The sequence below is a fragment of the Actinotalea sp. genome (genome assembly GCF_041597215.1).
In the GTDB taxonomy this organism is placed as follows: Bacteria; Actinomycetota; Actinomycetes; order Actinomycetales; family Cellulomonadaceae; genus Actinotalea.
Genome location: NZ_JBFHHB010000275.1, coordinates 1 through 3,950 on the forward strand (window position 1 = coordinate 1; position 3,950 = coordinate 3,950).

The following is a 3,950-nucleotide window of genomic DNA, read 5'->3' on the forward strand; positions in this document are numbered from 1 at the left end:
AGCCACGTCGCCCGGTCAGCCGTCGAGGACGACCGGCTGAGCCCGGCCCTGTACGAGAATGCTGCCGAGATCCTCAACGTGGCGGCATCCCTCTTCAACCGGCAGGGCGCCCCCCATGTGCGGCTCCACGCGGCCCACGCCCCGCGTGAGGTGCTGCCGACGGACGTGGCCTCGTTGGCTCTCGCCTACGTGCACCGCCTGGACCTGGCGGTGGCCGTCTCCGGCTACGGTTCCGGGCGGATCTCGATCCTCGTGCTCTGAGCCGGGCGCCGCCCGGGAGCCCGCGGGCAGGACGCGTCCTCAGCTCGTCGGCACGTAGTGCCAGTGCCAGCTCTCGCCAGGGGTGTCGTCGACGTATCCGTACGTCTGGGCGTTCGCCTGCATCCACGACTGGGCCGCGTCGTCCAGCCTGAGGTCGAGGGCCATGCCCCAGCCGTGGTCGCTCGTCCCGGGGACGGCCGCGAGGCCCCCCTGGCCGTAGATCCCCTTGCGGGCGGCGACGTCGACCTGCGCCTCGTAGGAGCGGTAGGAGTCGGTGACGCCGATCGTCACCCCGTCGGCCGCGGCAGCGGAACGCATCGCCTCGAAGGAGCGCGCCGCGTTCGGCCACAGCTGGGCAGAGGTGCCCGAGATCGTGCTGAGCTCGGTGGAGGGCACCTTGCCGTTGCCGTAGGCCACGTACGCGAGCGGGACGCCCTTGGCGTTCAGGGCGCTGCGGCCCGAGCCGACGGCCGTGGCCGATCCGACGCTGCGGGCCTGCTCGGACGCCAGCACGCTCGCGAAGCCCGACGACGCCGTCGTGGAGGACGTCCCGCCGAGCACCGCGACGGCGGGGGTCGCACTCTCCAGCGAGGCGATCCGGGTCTGGATCTCGGCGATCCGCGACTGGATCGAGCTGATGGCGTCCACGGTCCTCCTCGGGAGACGGCTCGACCTCCCATCGGCGGGGCGGGCTGCCGGCTGAGGGGTCGGGGCGAGCCTGCTTCGCCGCCAGGGGTGCCGACCCGCCACGAGCGGGTGAAATCCCTGCGCCGAACGGGTGGTGGGCGCCCGTGGGCCCGGGTGTCGCCTGGCGGCTGGCTAGTCTCGGGGTGTCAGCGAGAAGGGCAAACCCGTCGTGAGGCGGGGACGCAAAGCCACGGGACCCCCAGGGTCAGCCGGGCCACCGAACGGGAAGAGGCCACCATGCACGAGCAGTCCTCGTCGATCTCCGGCTCCGAGCTCCAGGACGCGGCCCTGCGGATCCCCCCGGCGGCGCTCGCCCGGTGGGCGTCGATGGCGGCCCAGCTGTCCACGACCGGGATCCTCCCGAGCCAGCCCGCGGCCTGAGCGCCGTCGGTACCCGTCACTGGTAGGTCACCAGGTCGGGGACGGGGTCCACCTGGAGCGTCTGCTCAGGGGTGAGCATCGGCGAGTCCTCGTCGATGAAGTTCTTCCACCCCCACCACAGCCCCGCCGGCGCATCGCGCCGCAGGGCCGCCCAGGTCCCGGCCTTCGCCGGCTGGGAGCCCTGACCGTCCACGTGCACCATCACGGCGAGCTCCGAGCGGCTCAGGTCGAGCCGTTCGCGACCGTCGATCATCCGTGACGCGAACTGGTGCACCACGAAGAGCTTCTGCGGCAGCGCGCGCTCGCGCGTGAGGTCCGCCAACCAGGCCGAGACGGCGTTGACCTCGTCCACCCCGACCGAGCCGATCTGGCGCAGGTGCACCTGGTCGGGGGCGAGGCGCCACTCCGGGTCGAGCGCGAGCCCGACGTTGGGCTCGACCAGCAGGCTCTCGTAGCGCTTCGCCTGGGTGAGGAAGTCCGTGCGGCCCGGCTGGAGGTCGAGCACGACGTAGATCCCCGCCTCCCGTGCTCCCTGCACCCACGGCAGGAGGGCCTCCGCCGACATCTCGTCGGAGTAGTCGCCGTCGGCCCCCGCGTCGCGGGAGGCGATCGTCGCGATGATCTCGAAGCCGGGGACCACCGTCTCGGGGGTCAGGGCCTGGTAGGTGGCGGCGAGTCCTCTGGCGCGCTCGATGCTCCCGGCGAGGTCCTGCTCACCGAGCAGGCCGAGCGCCGGGGTACCCGGGTTGCCGTAGAGGGCGACGATCCGGCGCCCGGGGAAGAGCAGCTGACCGCCGCCCGGCAGCTCGACACCGGTGGCGGCGGTCGCGACCGTCCAGGCGAGCTCTGCCGGGTCGAAGGCAGGGCCCACGGCAAGGACCGTCGTCGACTCGGTCGTCGCCGCGGAGACGGCCTGCACGGTCGCGCTCGAGGCGCGCGGGTCCCCACCGGGGACGCGCACCACCGTCGCACCGACCGCTCGGGCGGTGGCGACCGCGCCGAGGACGGAGGGGTCGCCGTCGTCGAGGACGAGGGCGTCGGTGGCCGGCGCGGCGGGCACGGTCGGCGGCAGGCCGCTCCCCGCGAAGCCGACCAGGCGCGCCAGGGCCGAGGGGTCCTCGGGAGCGTGCCGCAACCGCAGGCCCGCGATCGCGGGTTCCGGGTCCGCCGCACCGACCACGATCGCGTCAGCTGCGCCGAGCCGCGTGATCTCGGCGGCCGTCCGGCCGTCCGGGTCCTGCCCGGTCAGCAGGAGCGGGACGCCGAGCGCTGTCGCGATCGAGGCGGCGCGCGCCAGGAGGTCCGGCTCCTGCGTCGAGACGAGCACGACGGCGGGCGAGGAGAGCACGAGGGCCTCGCTCATCGCCGCCGCCCGTTCGAGGGAGTCGGACCCGTCCACGACCTGCGTCGTCCCGTCGAGCGCGCGCAGCACGGCTGACCGGCTCGTCGGGCTCGGCGACGGCGTCGGCGTGGGCGCGCCGGCCGCGGGCGGCGAGGTGGTGGTCGGCGTCCCGGCGGGGCTCTGCGCGAGCAGCGCCACCACCGCCAGCGCGAGCACGACGAGGAGCAGCGCCCAGCCCACCCTGCGTCGCATCCGGCTCCCGGTCGCTCGCTGCCCCGCCGGATCGCGGGGACGGCCCGACTCTACGGCTCCCGAAAATCGGGTGCGCGACGTGCGCAGCGGACGTACCGTCGTCGCACACGGGAGAGGAGGTGGTCCAGGGATGATGTCTTCCAGGACGCGTGAGGTGACTGCCCGCTAGTCGCCCATCGGACGGATCTGCACGATCCCCTGTCGCCGAGGGCGACGCGAGATCCCGGCAGTCACCGCAGCCCGTGGGGGCCGCGCCTCGTCCAGCGCGGCACGCCGGTCACCGACCGGCAGCCCACGGGCTGTTCCCTGCCCGCGCGCTCGACCCCTGCCAGGATGGACCCCATGGCTTCGAGTCCCCTGCGGCCCTACCGCGTGATGACCGTGTGCACCGGGAACATCTGCCGGTCGCCGATGGCCGAGATCGTGCTGCGCGAGCGCTTCGCCGAGGCCGGGATGGGGCACGTCCTGGTCGACTCGGCGGGGACCAGCGACGAGGAGCACGGCAACCCCGTCGACCCCCGCGCGCGCAGGGTGCTCGAACGGCACGGCTACACCGTGCCGCCCCACCGGGCCCGTCGCGTCACCGACGGGGACCTGCGCGCTCGCGACCTGGTGCTCGCGATGACAGCCACGCACGTCCACGCCCTCGAGAACCTCGTGGGCGGCGCACTGGCCCCGGGCCGGCTCCGGATGCTGCGGTCCTTCGACCCGCAGGTCGAGGGCGTGAGCGGTCATCTTCTCGACGTCGCGGACCCCTGGTACGGGGTCGAGGAGGACTTCGAGGACACCCTGCTGATGATCGAGGCCGCCGCGGCGGGAGTCGTCGCGCACGTGCGCGCCGCCCACTGAGGACATCGACGACTGACGCGAGCGAGCCGGCGTCCCTGCCCGGCAACAGCGTCGACATCTGCGCGGCCTAGGCTCGGCGGATGGACATCGCGGTGCTCGGCGCCACCGGGGACGTGGGCCGGCAGGTCTGCACCCAGCTGATCGAGCGCAGGGTGCTGCCCTCCTCCTCGCGTCTGCA

At 73.9% G+C, this 3,950-nt stretch carries 4 protein-coding genes, 1 pseudogene and 1 riboswitch; of the genes and pseudogenes, 3 read left to right on the plus strand and 2 right to left on the minus strand.

Annotated elements, in window-relative coordinates; translation table 11 throughout:
• Positions 1-261: pseudogene (locus tag ABWK99_RS14460) on the plus strand (hypothetical protein); the annotation flags it as partial.
• Positions 262-300: 39 nt separating this feature from the next.
• Here the strand turns inward: ABWK99_RS14460 and ABWK99_RS14465 are convergent.
• A complete protein-coding gene (locus ABWK99_RS14465) occupies positions 301-909 on the minus strand; it encodes a D-alanyl-D-alanine carboxypeptidase family protein (RefSeq protein ID WP_372595402.1) in 609 nt (202 codons plus the stop codon).
• Positions 910-1,095: 186 nt separating this feature from the next.
• A riboswitch (cyclic di-GMP riboswitch) is annotated at positions 1,096-1,170 on the plus strand.
• A gap of 15 nt (positions 1,171-1,185) precedes the next feature.
• Between ABWK99_RS14465 and ABWK99_RS14470 the strand changes: the two genes are divergently transcribed.
• Positions 1,186-1,329 (plus strand): hypothetical protein, encoded by a 144-nt coding sequence (locus ABWK99_RS14470; RefSeq protein ID WP_372595403.1) that lies wholly within the window; start codon positions 1,186-1,188, stop codon positions 1,327-1,329.
• 16 nt (positions 1,330-1,345) lie between these two features.
• On the opposite strand, the gene ABWK99_RS14475 is transcribed toward ABWK99_RS14470, so the two are convergent.
• Positions 1,346-2,923 carry a hypothetical protein gene (locus ABWK99_RS14475; protein ID WP_372595404.1) on the minus strand — a complete coding sequence of 526 codons (1,578 nt, stop codon included), beginning with the start codon at positions 2,921-2,923 and terminating at the stop codon, positions 1,346-1,348.
• Between the two features lie 342 nt (positions 2,924-3,265).
• On the opposite strand from ABWK99_RS14475, the gene ABWK99_RS14480 reads away from it, so the two are divergent.
• Positions 3,266-3,772, plus strand: coding sequence for a low molecular weight protein-tyrosine-phosphatase (locus ABWK99_RS14480; RefSeq protein WP_372595405.1), 507 nt, complete (start codon positions 3,266-3,268; stop codon positions 3,770-3,772).
• Positions 3,773-3,950 lie beyond the last annotated feature (178 nt).

Bases quoted from the DNA above. Each gene is read 5' to 3' on its own strand.
- ABWK99_RS14470 (WP_372595403.1), top strand. From the start codon at position 1,186: ATGCACGAGCAGTCCTCGTCGATCTCCGGCTCCGAGCTCCAGGACGCG.
- ABWK99_RS14475 (WP_372595404.1), bottom strand. From the start codon at position 2,923: ATGCGACGCAGGGTGGGCTGGGCGCTGCTCCTCGTCGTGCTCGCGCTG.
- ABWK99_RS14480 (WP_372595405.1), top strand. From the start codon at position 3,266: ATGGCTTCGAGTCCCCTGCGGCCCTACCGCGTGATGACCGTGTGCACC.